Source organism: Rhodoblastus acidophilus (assembly GCF_009720655.1).
GTDB classification, from domain to species: Bacteria; Pseudomonadota; Alphaproteobacteria; order Rhizobiales; family Beijerinckiaceae; genus Rhodoblastus; species Rhodoblastus acidophilus_A.
The window spans coordinates 357793-373201 of record NZ_WNKS01000001.1 but is presented as its reverse complement, the minus strand read 5'-3'; the positions used below and the strand labels follow the sequence as shown (position 1 = coordinate 373201).

The following is a 15409-nucleotide window of genomic DNA, read 5'->3' as shown; positions in this document are numbered from 1 at the left end:
CCGAAGGCTTTGCTTCAAGCTTGAGCGCGACTGTTGTCGCAGCGCAACACAACCTAGAAATGACCTGACAAAGCCAGATTGTCGTAAAGGCAGTATGTGCGGACCATAAAGGTCGGTCCCGGTACAACAGCTTGAACCGGGGCTTTCCATGCGTCGCGCTGATATTTCTTCCCTTGCTCTCATTCTCGCCGCCGGCCTGGCGGTCTCTCCGGCCGCCGCGCAGACGGCGTCCAACCTCAACGCGCTGCAACTGCTGGTTCCGTTCAGCACGCTGCTGAACACCAGCGCCGGCCAGGCCACGCTGACGGCCAACTATGACGTCACCGGCGGGATCAATGCCGGAACGTCCGGCCAGCCCTTCCTGACCTCGTTCGCGCAGACGCAGCAGCAGGCGCTGAAGGATGCGGCGATCACCAGCCCGAACGCCTACCAGCTCGCCGATGGCCTGGGAACCAAGCTCGGCGGCGCCTACCAGTCCCTGACGAGCTACACGGCGCCGAGCGGCAGCGTGGTCGCGACCGCCACCGGCATTTCCAAGACCCTGACCAATTTCATCGTTTACAGCTACAGCCTGAGCCAGTCCGATTCGGGCATGGGCAAGTACTTCTTCGCCAACGGCGCCCTCACCAGCGGCGGCGCGACTTCGGCGACGGCGACCGACTACATGACCGCCGTGGGCGGGACGACGGACATTTTCACCAAGGCCTATGGCGTGACGGGCGCCTACGGGACCGACATCTACGGCAACTCGCGCCCGTTCCAGACGCTCAAGTCGGTCACGATCTTCGACGGCGTGGACTTCTTCGGCAACAGCATGCCGAGTTCGGACTACCTGACCAAGGTCCAGAACCTGAAGAACAGCCCGGCCTGGCCGTCGGGCCATACGACCTACGGCTATACGGAATCGCTGCTGCTCGCCATGATGGTTCCCGAGCGCTACAAGGAGATGATCACGCGCGGCGCCGAATATGGCAACGGCCGCATCGTGCTCGGCGCCCATTACGCGCTGGACGTGCTCGGCGGTCGCGCCCTGACCTATTACGACATGGCGCAGATGCTGAACAACACTTCGGCCTATCTGAACCAGAGTTTCACGGTCAACGGCTATAGCAACGTCGTCGGCTACGCCGCCGGCGAAAAGGCCAGCGTTTCCGACGCCCAGGCGGCCTTCGTCTCCGCGCAGGCGGAGCTGCGCAATGCGCTGGCGACCGGCTGCGGCGCCACGATCGCGTCTTGCGCGGCCCAGGATTCCAGCCGCTTCGCCACCGCCGCGACCGACAAGGCGTTCGTCGCCTACACCCAGACTTATGGGCTGCCGACGCTGTCTTACACCGCTGCGCCGCGCGAAGCCGCCCCGACCGGCGGCCCGGACGCCTCGGTCCTGCTGGCGACGGTCTATGGCGGCAACAGCGCCGCGGCCAAGGCGATCGCGCCGAACGGCGGCCTGCTCGGCAGCCTGTCCACGGACACGATCAACACCATCATCGTCAACACCGAAAGCCAGGCGCTGGCCGCCTATTACGGCACGGCGCTGAGCTACTGGACCCGCATCAACCTCTATGACGCCGCCGGCTATTTCTCCGGCGTCACCGGCGCGCTGACGCTGGCCTCGACCGACACGGTCAAGACCGACGTCACCGTGGCGAGCGGCGGCGCGCTCGGCGGCGCGGGCGTGATCGCCGGCAACCTCACCTATCAGAGCGGTTCGTCGCTGACCACCGACACCAAGTCCGCGCTGACGGTGAAGAGCGGCGCGGTCACGCTGCAAAACGGCGCCACTGTCGCCCTCGGCAACACCCTGGCGCTGCCGGGAACCTACAAGCTGGTCCAGGCCGACGCCGGGCAGGCCATTTCGCTGGGCTCTTCGGTCGGCGTCACCGGCTCCGTGCTCTCCTATGAAAAGGCCAGCCTCGCGGTCAAGAACAGCGAGCTCGACCTGAAACTGACCTCCAACATGGCGGGCCTCGCGCAGACGCATAACCAGAATGCGGTCGCCTCGGCGATCGACGCGTCGGCCAATGCGTCGGGCTTCACCGACGCCGGCGGCCTCTACAAGAGCCTGATCACCGGCGGCGCGACCGGCTCGACCTTCGACGCCCTTGGCGGCGCGGGCCGCGCCGGCGCCACTGTCGCGGCGCTCCAGCAGGGCGCGGGCGTCGCCGACGCCATTTCCAACCAGGCCGCGTTCGGCCTGATGGGCTCCGGCCCCGACACCTCCGGCGTCTCGCATGTTCTGTCCTATGCGGCCGAGCCGAAGAAGGGTCCGATCGTGGTCAAGGGGCCGGCGCCCGCGCCGGCGCGCGACTGGCGCATGTGGGGCGCGTTCCTCGGCGGCGGCGCCAATATCGGCGCCGATGGCGGACGGCCCTCGTATGCCGGCGCCACCTACGGCGGCCTCGCCGGTCTCGACTACCTCATCCAGCCGAACTGGCTGCTCGGCGTCGCGCTCGGCGGCGGCTCCTCCCACTACAACACGTCGCTGGCGTCCTCCGGCGACGTCTCGACCTTCAACGCCGGCCTCTATACCGCCGCCCTCTTCGCCAACGGCTATTATGTCGAGGGGTCCGAGACCTTTGCGGTCAACGACAACCACGGCAAGCGCTGGGTCAGCGGTTTTGGCGGCCTCGCCACCCAGCAGATCAACGCCTCCTACGGCTCCTGGGAAGCGCGCACCCGGCTCGAATTCGGCCGCGCCTTCAACTGGTGGGACTATCAGGTCACGCCGTTCATCGCCGGCGAAATCGCGTCCTTGCAGAGCAGCGCCTACACGGAAACGACCGCGAGCGGCGGCGCCAGCCCGTTCCTGCTCTCGGCCAAAGCGCAGACCACGCTCTCCGCGCCGTTGTTCCTCGGCTTCAAGCTGACCGGCTTCACGTCGCTAGGCAACGGCATAAGCGCTGTGCCGTCGCTGAGCCTCGCCTGGGTGCATGAGTTCTCGACCGACCGCAACGTCAACGGCCAGTTGATCGCGCTGCCGGGCGCCGACTTCACCGTGGCCGGTCCGCGCGCGGCGGCCAATCTCGCCCAGGTCAAGGCGGGCGTGGACCTGACGAACGGCGGTCCGCTCTCGGTGTTCGCCAAGTTCACCGGCGAGTTCGCCCCCTCGGTCTCCTATTATGGCGGCCAGATCGGCGCGCGCTACGCCTTCTAGGCGTCACCTCCTGCCAGGATGCCGCCGGCCTCGCGCCGGCGGTTTCGTTTTTCCGCGGCCCGCGCAACGCGATCGACAAAGCTCTTTTATGACAACCAGTTAACGCTTTCGCACAGGCTTTTTTAACGATGCCTGGGCTACTTGTGGTTGTGTTCTCCTGAACGCATCGCGGGATCGCCTCATGTCATTGCAGAACCTGTCCTTGTCGCAAAAGCTCCTTTCGGCGCTGGCGATCCTCCTCGTCCCGATCGCCGCCCTGCTCTATTTCGTTGTGATCGAAAAGGATTCGCAGATCCAGTCCACGCGGAAGGAAATGGCGGGCGTGGCCTATCTGCGCGCTTTGCAGCAGGGCTTCGCCTCGGCGCTGGCCGAGGAAAGCTCCGGTTCGGCGTCGGCGATTCTGAAGGCGGAGGACGCCGACCAGGGCCGGCTGGCGCTCACGCAACAAAGCCGGGCCATCGCGGCGGACTTCAGGTCCGGACAATTCGACGCGGCGCTGACGAAACTGTCGGAAGCCATCACCATGGCGTCGGACAATTCCAACATCACGCTCGACCCTGAAACGGACGCCTATTTCGTCGGCGATATCATGGTCAACCAGGCGCAGGCGATCCTTCAGCGTTCGGATGGACTTGTCGCCGCAGCCCGGATTCTGCAACGCGCCAAATCGGAAGAGGCGACGATCGCTTTCGCCGTGGCCCGCGAAAACCTCACCACCGCCGCCGCCAGCTTCGCCAACGACTGGACCCGGGCGGTCAACGGCAATGCCGACGGGAGGCTGCGCGCGGAGATGGGCGCGACCATGGAGCCCATCGCCGCGCTCCTGCCGAAACTGGTTCAGGCGGCGAAAGATCGTGACCTCGCCGCCGTGCTGAAACTCGCGCCGGATATGGAGAGCCGCATCCTGACCGCGCTTCCCAAACTCGACGACGCCATGCAGCGCCTGCTGGAGGCGCGCGTCGCCGGCTTCCGCGCAGCGGTGTTCGCGCGCGTGGCCTTTTCGCTGGTCATCGCCCTGCTCGGACTGCTCGCGGCGCTGCTGGTGATTCGCTCCGTCACCCGGCCCATCATCAACATCGTCCAAGCGCTCGATAGCATACAGAATGGCCGGTTCGACATCGTCGTTCCCGAGGTCCGAAGCCGCGATGAGATCGGCCTGTTGGCTATAGCCGCCCAACGCTATCGTGACGCCGCCGCGCAGGCCGTTCGGGCGCAAGGCGACTCCAAAGCCCGGCACGAGCAGGAGCTGAGGGATATGAGCGCCCGGGAAAACGCCAACGCCGCGTTCACAAACGCCATGCACGGCGCCATCGCCGCGCTCGGCCGCCAGATCAAGCAGACCGAAGGCGGCGCCTGCCGCATCGCCGACCAGACCGACGCCGCCGCCAGCCAGGCCGAGGCCATCGCCAGAGCCGCGCAGCAGGCGTCCGAAACCGTCCAACTCGTCGCCAGTTCGGCCGATGAACTGGCGGCTTCGATCACCGACATCGCCGGCAGCGTGATCGAAGCCTCCGAAATCACCTCCGCCGCTTCGCGCGACATGCGACAGGCGCAGGCAATGGTCGAAAACTTGTCCGAAGCGTCGGAAAAGATCAGCGCCGTCATCAGTCTCATCACCGACATCGCCGCCCAGACCAATTTGTTGGCGCTCAACGCCACCATCGAGGCCGCGCGCGCGGGTGAGGCCGGCCGGGGCTTCGCGGTCGTCGCCGCCGAGGTCAAGACTTTGGCGGGCCAGACCGCGCGCGCGACCGAGGAGATCGCCGGCCATATCCATGCGGTGACCGAAGCGTCCGGCCGGGTGATCGCCGCAATGAATGGCGTCGAGGGCACCATCGAGAAGGTCAATCTCGTCTCGACCGCCATCGCGGGCGTCATCGAACAGCAGCGCGCCGCCACCCGGGAGATCGCCAGCAATATTCAGCTGGCGGCTTCGAGTTCGGAGGAAGTGACGATCAGCATCGCGCAAGTGGCGCAGGCGATCGCCGTGTCGCGCACCGAAACGCTTGAGGTGCGAAATGTCGTCGGCGAACTGGAGCAGGAAGCCGCCCGACTCCACGAGAATGTGGCCAATTATGTTTCTGGCGCGAAGGCCGCGTGAAACCGGGAAAGACGAGCGGCTCCGGGTGGAGGCGTCCTCGCCCATGAAGCGATCCGCTCCGCCGCGAGGGCCGTTCAGGGCTCCTCGCGGCGCAAAGCCTTGTTTGTGTCAGCCGCCGCCATTTTGCTTGCGATAGCTTTCGAACGCGACCTCCAGCAGCTTGCCCAGCTTCATATCATGGGCCGAAGCATAGGTCTTGAACTCGCGCCTGAACTCCGAAGAAACCTTGAAATTCAGCGCCTTCTTCGCATCCTTGGGCTTCTCGACCTTCGCCTTGGCGAGGCTGTCCGACTTGCCCGTCGATTTTTCGGACTTGGCCTTGCTGGTCTTGGCGCTCTTCCCGGTCTGATCGGGCGCCGTCACGGGCGACGCGGGCTCGGTCGCCGTTTTCTTCTCGGTCTTCTTGTCTTTCATGGATCAGGCCCTTCTCGGAATATCGTGCTTTCGTGCTTTCTGGCTTTTTGAATATAGCACAAGCGCTGCATCTGGGCAGTGGGCGTTCAGCAAATCCGGGCTATTTTTTACGAGGGATTTGCGGGCGCCGACCAGCCGCGTCACAACATGAGCCGACATTCGGAGGCGGCACAGGAGCCGCATTGGCGCCTCCTGGTCCTCGACCTTTTTGTCTAAAATCAGGTTAGTTGAAGACCAAGATACGGGAGCGCTTCAGAATCTGAGACGCCAATTTTTGTCGGCTTTCATCATCCGGATTCACACCAACCAATGCGATGATCGCACTCTCAATGTGTTCCGAAGCTCGCGAAACTTGTTTATTTCAACTGTGAAAATGCGTGATCGCGAATTTTATGCACATCAGATCATTCATGGACAATTCGATGATGGCATTGCTTATTTTTGACATGAAAACACAGGCCCGCTTACTGCGATCAAAAAATACGGTCGAAACGAGAGATGACGATCATTCGCGGCATTGAGGGACTTGCGGCGCCCTGAATTGACGGGCGTCAGTCCATGTCACGTGAGCTTCGCATCGGCGTCGTAGAGGAAGGGACGCCTGCACGTCTGAAGCGAGTCCCGCTTGAGACCTGGCGGATCACAAACCTCACAAGAGGTCTCGCATGTCGAAAATGTTCCTGCGCGCCACGCTGGTGGCCGCCATCATCGGCGTCGCCCCGGCTCTCGCCGCCGACATCTCCGGCGCCGGCGCCACCTTTCCGTACCCGATCTACGCCAAATGGGCGGACAGCTACAAAACCCAGACCGGCAACGGCCTGAACTACCAGTCGATCGGCTCCGGCGGCGGCATCAAGCAGATCATCGCCAACACCGTCACCTTCGGCGCGACCGACAAGCCGCTCAAGGCCGAGGAGCTTGAAAAGAACGGCCTGGTGCAGTGGCCGCAGGTGATGGGCGGCATCGTGCCGATCATCAACATCGAGGGCGTCGCCAGTGAGCAGCTCGTGCTCGACGGCACGGCGCTGGCCAAGATTTTCCTGGGCGAGATCAAGACCTGGAACGATCCGGCCATCGTCAAGTTGAACCCGAATCTGAAGCTCTCGGACACGCCGATCGCGGTCGTGCACCGTTCGGACGGCTCCGGCACCACCTTCAACTTCACCGATTATCTGGCGAAAGTTTCGGCGGACTGGAAGTCAAAGGTCGGCTCCGACGCCGCCGTCGAATGGCCGGTCGGCCTCGCCGCCAAGGGCAATGAAGGCGTCGCCAACACGGTCACCAACACCAAGGGCTCGATCGGCTACGTCGAATACGCCTTCGCCAAGCAGAACAAAATCGCCTTCGCCGATCTCGTCAACAAGGACGGCAAGCGCGTCGCCCCGACGATGGACGCTTTCCAGGCCGCCGCCGCCAACGCCGACTGGGCCAACGCCCCCGGCTATTACCAGATCCTGACCAACCAGCCGGGCGAAAAATCCTGGCCGATCACGGCCGCCACCTTCATCCTGGTGCACAAGCAGCCGACCGATACGGCGGCTGTCGGGGAAGCGCTCAAGTTCTTCGACTGGGCGTTCAAGAACGGCGCCAAGGAGGCGGAAGCCCTCGACTACATCCCGATGCCCGACAATGTCATCGGCATGATCCGCACCACCTGGGCGACCGAGATCAAGGGCGTCGACGGCAAGCTGGTGTTCCAGGGCAACTGACAATCCGGGGGACTCTCCTCCTCCACACCCGGGACGCGTCTGGTCGGCGCGTCCCGCAGGATACAAAGGGGCGATCATGACTGAAGCGGTCTTGTCCGATCACGTGAAGGCAGGGGGCGCGCGCGCCAGAGCCCTGAAAGGCTTCAAGTTGGGCGACGTGGCGTTCCATGTCGTCACCAAATCCTCCGCCATCGCGGTCCTCCTGCTGCTCGGCGGCGTGATCGTTTCCCTGATTCACGGCTCCGCTCCGGCCCTGGGCCAATTTGGCTTTGCCTTCCTGACCTCGCAGGCGTGGAATCCGGTCACCGAGCAATTCGGCGCGGCGCCGGCCATCTACGGCACGCTGGTCACCTCATTCCTGGCGCTGCTGATCGCCGCGCCGATGGGCTTCGGCATCGCGGTCTTCCTCACCGAGCTTTGCCCCCACGTCCTGCGGCGCCCAATCGGCGTCGCCATCGAACTGCTCGCCGGCATCCCCTCGATCATCTACGGCATCTGGGGCATGTTCATTCTCGCGCCGGTGCTGCAGGCGACGCTCCAACCCTGGCTGATCGCCGGTTTCGCCGACGTTCCCGTGCTGAACGACCTATTCGCCGGCCCGCCCTACGGCATTGGCATCGCCACGGCCTCGATCATTCTCGCCATCATGATCCTGCCGCTGATCGCCTCGATCTCGCGCGACGTGTTCGAGACCGTGCCGCCGGTTCTGAAGGAGGCGGCCTATGGGATCGGCTGCACCAAATGGGAGGTGATGCGCTCCATCGTCGCGCCCTACACCGGCGTCGGCCTGGTCGGCGGCGTGATGCTGGCGCTCGGCCGGGCGCTCGGCGAAACCATGGCGGTCACCTTCGTGATCGGCAACGCCCACAAGATCCATGCGTCGATCCTCGGCCCCGGCACGACGATTTCCGCGACCATCGCCAACGAGTTCACCGAGGCCGACGGCGCCATGTACACGTCGTCGCTGATCGCGCTCGGCCTCGTCCTGTTCATCATCACCTTCTTCGTGCTGGCCGCCTCGCGGCTGCTGCTGGCCCGCATCAAGCGCCAGGAAGGACGCTGACATGTCCCTCGCAACCGCGCGCAAATTGCGCTCTTCCCTCGCCATGGCGGCCTGCGTGGCCTCGGCCGCGCTCGGCATCGCGGCGCTGACGATCATTCTCGGCGCCCTGCTTTGGAACGGGTTTTCGAGCCTGAATCTGGCCGTGTTCACCCAGATGACGCCGCCGCCCGGCGCCGCCGGCGGTCTGCTCAACGCCATTGTCGGCTCGCTGATCATGACCGTCCTTGGCGTGGCCATCGGCGCGCCGCTCGGCCTGTTCGCCGGCACCTACATGGCGGAATATGGCCGCTATTCCAGAGTCACCGCGGTGGTGCGCTTCATCAACGACATTCTGCTGTCGGCGCCCTCCATCGTCATCGGCCTGTTCGTCTATGAAATCACCGTCTTGCAGATGGGACATTTCTCGGCTTACGCCGGCGCCCTCGCCTTGTCGCTGCTGGTGGTTCCCGTCGTCGTTCGCACCACCGAGGACATGCTGAATCTGGTGCCGGGGAGCCTGCGCGAGGCGGCGACGGCGCTGGGCCTGCCGCGCTCGCTGATCATCCGCCACGTCGCCTACAAGGCGGCGCGCGCCGGGCTGATCACCGGCCTGCTGCTGGCGGTGGCCCGCGTCTCCGGCGAGACCGCGCCGCTGTTGTTCACCGCGCTGAACAACCAGTTCTGGAGCACCAACCTCAACGCGCCCATGTCCAGCCTTCCCGTGGTGATCTTCCAGTTCGCCATGTCCCCTTACAAGGACTGGCAAAACCTGGCCTGGGCGGGCGCCCTGCTGATCACCGCCGCGGTGCTCGCGCTCTCCATCACCGCGCGCATCCTCGGCGCGCAAAAAACCTCGAAGTGAAGGGACTGTAGATGAACGAGAATTCTGTCCCCTCGGACGGACCTCTGGTCGCGGACGCCGGCGCCTATGCCGCGCTCGCCTCCGGCGCCAAGAGCGAAAAGATGTCCATTCGCAAGCTCGATTTCTTCTACGGCGACAACCGCGCGCTGAAATCGGTGAATGTGCCGCTCTACGACCGGCGCGTCACCGCCTTCATCGGCCCCTCGGGCTGCGGCAAGTCCACGCTGCTGCGCGTGCTCAACCGCATGTACGACCTCTATCCGGGCCAACGCGCCGAGGGCGAGGTGCTCCTCGACGGCGAGAACGTTCTCGATCCCAGGCTCGACCTCAACGCGCTTCGCGCCCGCGTCGGCATGGTCTTTCAAAAACCGACCCCGTTCCCCATGACAATTTACGAGAACATCGCCTTCGGCGTGCGTCTTTACGAAAAGCTCAGCAAGACTGAGATGGACGAGCGCGTCGAAAGGGCGCTGCGCGGCGCCGCGATCTGGGACGAAGTGAAGGACAAGCTCAACGCCTCCGGCCTGTCGCTCTCGGGCGGTCAGCAGCAGCGCCTGTGCATCGCCCGCACCGTGGCGATTCAGCCGGAAGTGATCCTGTTCGACGAGCCCTGCTCGGCGCTCGACCCGATCTCGACCGCCAAGATCGAGGAGCTGATCGACGAATTGCGCCTGGACTACACGATCGCGATCGTCACCCACAACATGCAGCAGGCGGTGCGCGTCTCTCAACACACCGCCTTCATGTATCTGGGCGAAATGGTCGAGTTCGGCGAGACCGACCAGATTTTCACCGCGCCCAAAGAGCCGCGGACGCAAGACTACATCACCGGCCGTTTCGGCTAGGAGGAAACCATGGTCGAACCCCATACCGTCAAATCCTTCGACGCCGAACTCGAACTGCTGGGCCGGCACATTTCCGAAATGGGCGGCATCGCCGAAAAGATGCTCGCCGACGCCATGGAGGCTTTGGGCGGCATGAACGCCGAACTGGCCGATCTGGTGCTCGCCGCGGATGCGCGGCTCGATGCGCTGCAGCGCACGGTGGAAGAAGAAACCGTTTCGGTCATCGCCCGCCGCCAGCCGGTCGCGGTCGACCTGCGCGAAATCGTCGGCGCGCTGCGCATTTCGACCGAACTCGAACGCGTCGGGGATCTCGCCAAGAATATCGCCAAGCGCACGGGCAAGATCGCCAACGAGGGCCGCGTGCCCCGCCCGCTCGGCGGCTTGAGGGGCATGCACGACCTGGCCGTGGCGCAACTCACCGACGTGCTCGACGCCTACGCCCAGCGCGACCCCGAGCGCGCCCGCGCCGTGTGGTTGCGCGACGTGGAGCTCGATCTGCTGGAGGACGCCGTGTTCCGCGAACTCCTCACCCACATGATGGAAGACCCGCGCAGCATCACGTTCTGCACGCACCTGCTGTTCTGCTCGAAGAACCTCGAAAGGGTCGGCGACCACACCACCAATATCGCCGAAACCGTGTATTTCATCGTGACCGGCCAGGTCTTGCCGGCCGACCGGCCGCGCGGCGTCGGATATGCCCGTCCGGCATGAACGGAGCGAGATCATGAACGAGGCGCGCGCGACACTCCCGGGCGCCGCGACCGCCAACGGAGCGCCGCGCATCCTGGTGGTCGAGGACGAACCCGCGCTCGCGCTGCTGCTGGCCTATAACCTCGAAGCCGAAGGTTTTGTGGTGGACCGGGTCGAGCGCGGCGACGAGGCGGAAGCGCGGCTGCACGAAGCCTGCCCCGATCTCGTGCTGCTCGACTGGATGCTGCCGGGCGTCTCGGGCCTGGAGCTCTGCCGCCGCCTGCGCGCGCGCGAAGCCACCCGCACCCTGCCGGTGATCATGCTGACCGCGCGCGGCGAGGAGGCCGAGCGCGTGCGCGGTCTTTCGGTCGGCGCCGACGATTATGTGGTCAAGCCGTTTTCCGTGCCGGAGATGATGGCCCGGGTGCGGGCGCTGCTGCGTCGGGCGCGGCCCGAACGCGTCGCGACGACGCTCGTCGCCGGCGACCTCGAACTCAATCGGGAGACGCGTCGCGTCAGGCGCGCGGCCCGTGAGGTGCACCTCGGCCCGACCGAGTTTCGCCTGCTGGAATATCTGATGGAAAAGCCGGGTCGCGTGTTTACGCGCGCGCAACTGCTCGACAATGTCTGGGGGATTTCCATCGATATCGACGAGCGCACGGTTGATGTGCATGTCGGCCGCCTTCGAAAGGCGCTCACCGCCGACCAGGAAATCGATCCAATCCGCACTGTTCGCGGGGCGGGATATTCTTTCGATGAAACCTACGGAAAGCGCTGAAGCTTTTCCACGCACGCAGAAGGCGCTCGCCGCGCAGCCGGAGCGGGCTCGCCGGCGCCGTCTGCCGCATTCGCCGGGACGAAGCGGTGGAGACGCGGGCGGGCGACCTCGTCCTGGTCAGGCCGCGCGATCGGAGGAACTTCCGAAAAATTCGAGATAACGCGTGTCCATTTCGGCCACCGGCATGACGACGAACACATCCGTGGTGTTGAACTTGTGGTCCGCGACGGCGCCGTCGCCGAATTTCGCGCCGACGCGCAAATAGCCCTTGATCAACGGCGGGAGGGCGGCGAGCGCCCTGCGCGCGTCGATGGCCGAGATGTCCAGCATGTCCATGGGCACGTGCAGGTCGCGGCGCGCCCGCACGCACCACGCGTCGGACGCGCCCGCGTGGTGCTTCAGGAAACTCAACGAAGCCGCGTGCGCGAGCGGATTGGCGCCCTCGAAACTGGCGCAGCCGATCAGCGCGTCGATATCGTAGGCGCGGATATAGGCCAGAATGCCGCGCCACAAAAGTTCGATGGTTTTCTTGCCGCGATACGGCTGGAGCACGCAGGAGCGGCCGAGTTCCAGAAATCTCTTGCCGGGATGGCGCGCAAGCAGCGGCGCCAGATCGTATTCGGAGGCCGAATAAAAGCCGTGCTTCTTCATCGCGACATCGCTGCGCAGCAGACGGTAGGCGCCGACCACGGTCGGCTTGACCTTGCCGCGACGGCTCTTGCCCTCATGGTCGATGACGATGAGATGGTCGCAGAAGGCGTCGAACTTGTCGGCGTCGCGACGCGTCAACGCCGCCTTGGCGTCGGGGGTCGCGCCGCCTTCTTCGAAGAACACCTTGAACCGCAGGCGCTGCGCCTTGAGCACCTCCTTGCGCGTCGCCGCGAGGCGCACTTCGAGCGACCCGATGCGGGCGAGCGCGCCGGAGAGGGCAACCGGAATGGCGCGATGCTTGCGAAACGCTTGCAGCGGCAACCCGCGGACAAAGAGCTTGCGGCTGATTGCTGGCGCCATCCCCCACATGATCGTTCTCCGTCTCTGTCTTGTCGACAGGATCACACGGCGGCGAAGCTTTTGTGACGTCGGCGGGTCCGGAATTCCCGCTTGCTCTTGGAGCTTGCTCTTGGAGAACGGGCGCAACCAAAGCCTGGCCGATGCGTATTCAAGACGCGGTTCGATGAAGTCCAGCCTATTGATGGAGACATGCGACGTGGAGATTGACGTGCTGATTCCGGACGACATTGCGGCAACCATGACGGACTGGCGTCACGATCTCCATCGCTTCCCGGAACTCGGGCGCCAGGAAGTGCGCACGTCCGCCAAGATCGCGGGCATTCTCACCAAGCTCGGCATGGAGGTGCGGACCGGATTGGCGGGAACAGGCGTCGTCGGCACGCTCCGCGGCCGCGACGGCGCGGGCGCGATCGGCTTGCGCGCGGAGATTGACGCTTTGCCCATCGAAGAACAGGCCGCCGTGTCCTTCCGTTCGCGAACTCCCGGCGTATTCCACGCCTGCGGCCATGACGGACATATGGCGATCCTGCTCGGCGCGGCGACGGCGCTCGCGCGCGCCCCTGACTTCAAGGGGACCGTGCATTTCATTTTCCAGCCGGCCGAAGAAGCGCTGAACGGCGCGGAAGAGATGATCGCTGCCGGCCTGTTCGAAAAATTCCCCTGTGACGAAATCTACGCATTGCATAACGCCCCCACCCTGGGCGTAGGCGTCGTCGCCGTCCGGACCGGCGCGATCCTCGCGGCCTGTGACGATTTCACCATTTTCGTGCGAGGACGGGGCGCCCATGCCGCGCTGCCCCATCTCGGCGCCGATCCCATCGTCGCCGCCGCGCAGCTTGTGACAAATCTCCAGACCGTGGTGAGCCGCTCGCTCGACCCGACCGAAAGCGGCGTCGTCACCATCGGCATGATTTTTGGTGGAACGAGTCCAAACGTCATCCCGGAGTCCGTCGTGCTGCGCGGAACCGCTCGCGCCGGCGGCAGCGCCGCGCGCGAGACCATCGGCCGGCGCATCCGGGAGATTTGCGCCGGCGTCGCCGCGGCGCAGGACCTGTCGATCGAGTTCAAGATCGACATGGGCTGTCCCGCGACCATCAACGCCGAAGCGCCAACCGAGGCGCTGGCGCGGGCGGCGCGCGCAGCGGGGGCGCAGGTCATCACGGAGATGCCGACCCTGATGGGATCGGAGGATTTCGCCACCATGCTGCAGGCGCGCCCCGGCTGCTATTTCCTGCTCGGCCAGGGCGGCGAGATGATCCATCATCCCGCCTATGCGTTCGACGATTCCATCCTGCCGCTGGGCGCTGCGATCTTCGTCAATATTGTTCGCGACAGATTGGGCGTTTAGAGCCCGTTCGGTGAACTCCCATTCACCGAACGGGCTCTCGTTTTTTGTTTCTACGCGTTTTCTTCACGCGAACCGGCGTCCACTTCGCTCGAAAACGCTCTAGCAGGACGGCGCCGGCGCACCGCAAAAAGCTTGCGCGCTTGTGCGCTTTCGCTGCCGTCGCAAAGGCGGCGCCGTCCGAGCCTCGGCGCCGCATTGCGGCGGAAGAGCGCTGGCCCGCGAACGCCTGGCTTCGTCAGCGGCCGCCCGCGCCGCAGCAGCAGCCGCCGGCGTCGGCGCCATGATCGTGATCGTGGTCATGGTCGTGATCATGGCCGCAATCGTCATGGTCGTGAGGCCCCGGCCCGGCCAAGGTCCCGGCGAGGTAGTTGTCGACGGCGGTCACCGGATCGGTTTCCGACGTCACGACGGTTTTCACGCCGCGCGCCGCCATGCGGTCGATGAAGCCAGCGCCGGCGCTTCCCACGATCAAGACCTGAACGTCGTCGAGAGGGTGGCGGCCCTCGCCCTTGAATTCGTGGATCGACTGCTGCTTCGTCAAATCGAGGTGCATGACGTCGCGCGGCTGCTGGCCGGTCTGGGCGTTAAAGACGATGAAGCGGGTGGCCTTGCCCGCATGACCGGTGACGGTGCGGAAATTCTGGCTGGCGACGGCGATGAGCATGTCTGTCCTTTCAAGTTGCGAGGTGATCAATCCGATCGTCAAACGGCGCCGATCTGGAGCTTGGTGTCCGACAGGAATTCGTAGGGAACGAGCGCAAGGTTCTTGGGCGCCGGACCTTTGCGGACGCGGCCGGAGCCGTCGTATTGCGAACCGTGGCAGTGGCAGAACCAGCCGCCATAATCCCCTTCGTGATTGGCCGGGATGCAGCCGAGATGGGTGCAGATCCCGTTGACGACGAGCCATTGCTCGTGGCCGGCTTTGACACGCTCGGCGTCCGGTTGCGGGTCGATCACGCCATCGTCGGCGCGGGCGGCGGCGATCTCCTGTTCGGAGCGGTGATTGATGAACACCGGCTTGCCGCGCCAGAACACCTGGATCGAGCCGCCGACAGGAATGGCGCTGAGGTCGACGACCAGCGGCGCGCCGGCCGCCACCGTCGCGGCGGTCGGGCTCATCTGCGCGATCAGCGGCCAGGCCGTCGCGGCCGCGCCAACCGCGGCGACGGCGCCCGTCGCGATCATCAGGATGTCGCGTCGGTTCGGGTCTTCCATGGGAATGGCTGTCATTTCATTCTCCTGTCTTGCGCATGAGGCTGGCGGCGGCTTTGCGCATGAGGCTGGCGGCGGCTTTGCGCATGAGGCTGGCGGCGGCTTTGCGCATGAGGCTGGCGGCGCCTGCGAAATGGCGACCTTTTCGGCCTCGTCCGCGGGCCGGACCGCCCGGTGTGTGATTTTGCGCGCCCATAGCCAAACATCTAAACTGCGTATAACTTTGATAGCCCGTCCGAGCCGATA

Annotated in this window: 13 protein-coding genes; 9 read left to right on the top strand and 4 right to left on the bottom strand. The window is 65.0% G+C overall.

Annotated features, from left to right (window positions below; all coding sequences use genetic code 11):
• The first annotated feature begins 148 nt into the window (after window positions 1-148).
• Together GJ654_RS01750 and GJ654_RS01745 are read left to right on the top strand one after the other, a co-directional pair.
• Window positions 149-3151 carry an autotransporter domain-containing protein gene (locus GJ654_RS01750; protein ID WP_155444362.1) on the top strand — a complete coding sequence of 1001 codons (3003 nt, stop codon included), beginning with the start codon at window positions 149-151 and terminating at the stop codon, window positions 3149-3151.
• A gap of 181 nt (window positions 3152-3332) precedes the next feature.
• On the top strand, window positions 3333-5252 hold the full coding sequence (locus GJ654_RS01745) for a methyl-accepting chemotaxis protein (RefSeq protein ID WP_155444361.1): 1920 nt from the start codon (window positions 3333-3335) through the stop codon (window positions 5250-5252).
• A 108-nt stretch (window positions 5253-5360) separates the two neighbouring features.
• On the opposite strand, the gene GJ654_RS01740 is transcribed toward GJ654_RS01745, so the two are convergent.
• Window positions 5361-5666 carry a hypothetical protein gene (locus GJ654_RS01740; RefSeq protein WP_155444360.1) on the bottom strand — a complete coding sequence of 102 codons (306 nt, stop codon included), beginning with the start codon at window positions 5664-5666 and terminating at the stop codon, window positions 5361-5363.
• 665 nt (window positions 5667-6331) lie between these two features.
• Between GJ654_RS01740 and pstS the strand changes: the two genes are divergently transcribed.
• The 6 genes from pstS to phoB all read left to right on the top strand — a co-directional run bounded on the left by pstS (window position 6332) and on the right by phoB (window position 11592).
• On the top strand, window positions 6332-7375 hold the full coding sequence (gene pstS / locus GJ654_RS01735; RefSeq protein WP_155444359.1) for a phosphate ABC transporter substrate-binding protein PstS: 1044 nt from the start codon (window positions 6332-6334) through the stop codon (window positions 7373-7375).
• Window positions 7376-7451: 76 nt separating this feature from the next.
• Complete coding sequence (gene pstC, locus GJ654_RS01730; RefSeq protein WP_155444358.1) at window positions 7452-8438, top strand: phosphate ABC transporter permease subunit PstC; 987 nt, start codon at window positions 7452-7454, stop codon at window positions 8436-8438.
• Between the two features lies 1 nt (window position 8439).
• Window positions 8440-9279 carry a phosphate ABC transporter permease PstA gene (pstA, locus tag GJ654_RS01725; RefSeq protein ID WP_155444357.1) on the top strand — a complete coding sequence of 280 codons (840 nt, stop codon included), beginning with the start codon at window positions 8440-8442 and terminating at the stop codon, window positions 9277-9279.
• Window positions 9280-9380: 101 nt separating this feature from the next.
• The gene (gene pstB / locus GJ654_RS01720) at window positions 9381-10124 is read left to right on the top strand and encodes a phosphate ABC transporter ATP-binding protein PstB (RefSeq protein WP_246664545.1); all 744 of its coding nucleotides are present in this window, start codon (window positions 9381-9383) and stop codon (window positions 10122-10124) included.
• 9 nt (window positions 10125-10133) lie between these two features.
• Complete coding sequence (phoU, locus tag GJ654_RS01715) at window positions 10134-10835, top strand: phosphate signaling complex protein PhoU (RefSeq protein ID WP_155444355.1); 702 nt, start codon at window positions 10134-10136, stop codon at window positions 10833-10835.
• Window positions 10836-10848: 13 nt separating this feature from the next.
• Window positions 10849-11592, top strand: a complete 744-nt coding sequence (phoB, locus tag GJ654_RS01710; protein ID WP_155444354.1) for a phosphate regulon transcriptional regulator PhoB — start codon at window positions 10849-10851, stop codon at window positions 11590-11592.
• A gap of 117 nt (window positions 11593-11709) precedes the next feature.
• Here the strand turns inward: phoB and GJ654_RS01705 are convergent, their stop codons facing one another.
• On the bottom strand, window positions 11710-12612 hold the full coding sequence (locus GJ654_RS01705) for a GNAT family N-acetyltransferase (RefSeq protein ID WP_155444353.1): 903 nt from the start codon (window positions 12610-12612) through the stop codon (window positions 11710-11712).
• Between the two features lie 199 nt (window positions 12613-12811).
• Between GJ654_RS01705 and GJ654_RS01700 the strand changes: the two genes are divergently transcribed.
• A complete protein-coding gene (locus GJ654_RS01700) occupies window positions 12812-13951 on the top strand; it encodes an amidohydrolase (RefSeq protein WP_264586084.1) in 1140 nt (379 codons plus the stop codon).
• A 235-nt stretch (window positions 13952-14186) separates the two neighbouring features.
• Here the strand turns inward: GJ654_RS01700 and GJ654_RS01695 are convergent, their stop codons facing one another.
• Window positions 14187-14615: a NifB/NifX family molybdenum-iron cluster-binding protein gene (locus GJ654_RS01695; protein WP_155444352.1), complete on the bottom strand. Its 429-nt coding sequence runs from the start codon at window positions 14613-14615 to the stop codon at window positions 14187-14189.
• Between the two features lie 38 nt (window positions 14616-14653).
• Entirely contained in the window at window positions 14654-15181 is a 528-nt protein-coding gene (gene petA / locus GJ654_RS01690) for a ubiquinol-cytochrome c reductase iron-sulfur subunit (protein ID WP_155444351.1), read from the bottom strand.
• Window positions 15182-15409 lie beyond the last annotated feature (228 nt).

Excerpts from the sequence above, each read along its gene's own strand:
- GJ654_RS01750 (WP_155444362.1), top strand. The coding sequence starts at position 149 with ATGCGTCGCGCTGATATTTCTTCCCTTGCTCTCATTCTCGCCGCCGGC.
- GJ654_RS01745 (WP_155444361.1), top strand. The coding sequence starts at position 3,333 with ATGTCATTGCAGAACCTGTCCTTGTCGCAAAAGCTCCTTTCGGCGCTG.
- GJ654_RS01740 (WP_155444360.1), bottom strand. The coding sequence starts at position 5,666 with ATGAAAGACAAGAAGACCGAGAAGAAAACGGCGACCGAGCCCGCGTCG.
- pstS (WP_155444359.1), top strand. The coding sequence starts at position 6,332 with ATGTCGAAAATGTTCCTGCGCGCCACGCTGGTGGCCGCCATCATCGGC.
- pstC (WP_155444358.1), top strand. The coding sequence starts at position 7,452 with ATGACTGAAGCGGTCTTGTCCGATCACGTGAAGGCAGGGGGCGCGCGC.
- pstA (WP_155444357.1), top strand. The coding sequence starts at position 8,440 with ATGTCCCTCGCAACCGCGCGCAAATTGCGCTCTTCCCTCGCCATGGCG.
- pstB (WP_246664545.1), top strand. The coding sequence starts at position 9,381 with ATGTCCATTCGCAAGCTCGATTTCTTCTACGGCGACAACCGCGCGCTG.
- phoU (WP_155444355.1), top strand. The coding sequence starts at position 10,134 with ATGGTCGAACCCCATACCGTCAAATCCTTCGACGCCGAACTCGAACTG.
- phoB (WP_155444354.1), top strand. The coding sequence starts at position 10,849 with ATGAACGAGGCGCGCGCGACACTCCCGGGCGCCGCGACCGCCAACGGA.
- GJ654_RS01705 (WP_155444353.1), bottom strand. The coding sequence starts at position 12,612 with ATGTGGGGGATGGCGCCAGCAATCAGCCGCAAGCTCTTTGTCCGCGGG.
- GJ654_RS01695 (WP_155444352.1), bottom strand. The coding sequence starts at position 14,615 with ATGCTCATCGCCGTCGCCAGCCAGAATTTCCGCACCGTCACCGGTCAT.
- petA (WP_155444351.1), bottom strand. The coding sequence starts at position 15,181 with ATGACAGCCATTCCCATGGAAGACCCGAACCGACGCGACATCCTGATG.